This window comes from Micromonospora deserti, assembly GCF_003236335.1.
Lineage (GTDB): Bacteria > Actinomycetota > Actinomycetes > Mycobacteriales > Micromonosporaceae > Micromonospora > Micromonospora deserti.
Genome location: NZ_POUB01000563.1, coordinates 1 through 462, shown reverse-complemented (window position 1 = coordinate 462; position 462 = coordinate 1). Strand labels below are relative to the sequence as shown.

1 protein-coding gene is annotated in these 462 nt (G+C 60.2%); it reads right to left on the bottom strand.

The window, feature by feature from the left end; all coding sequences use genetic code 11:
- Nucleotides 1–58: 58 nt before the first annotated feature.
- On the bottom strand, nucleotides 59–462 hold a 404-nt coding region (locus C1I99_RS35485), incomplete at its 5' end, for an ATP-dependent Clp protease proteolytic subunit (RefSeq protein ID WP_146604123.1).

The window sequence follows — 462 nt, the reverse complement described above, 5'->3', positions numbered from 1 at the left end:
GCCGTAAAACGCACCGGCCACGCCGTCTATCCATAGATCGGCACATTACCCCGACACTTCAGCGCTTTGCGATGACCTGGTCGATCAGGCCGTATTCCTTAGCCTGTTCGCTGCTCATGAAGTTATCACGATCCGTGTCGCGGGCGATCTTATCAACAGGCTGACCGGTCACTTCCGAGAGCACCGTATTCAGGCGCTCGCGCAGGTACAGAATCTCACGCGCCTGGATCTCGATGTCGGAAGCCTGGCCCCGCGCGCCGCCCAGCGGCTGGTGAATCATGATGCGCGAGTTCGGAAGGGCCAGACGCTTGCCCTTCGCGCCGGCTGCCAGCAGGAACGCGCCCATACTGGCTGCCATACCCATGCAAAGCGTGGACACGTCCGGCTTGATGAACTGCATCGTGTCGTACATTGCCAGACCGGACGATACAGAACCGCCCGGCGAATTGATGTACAGCGAGA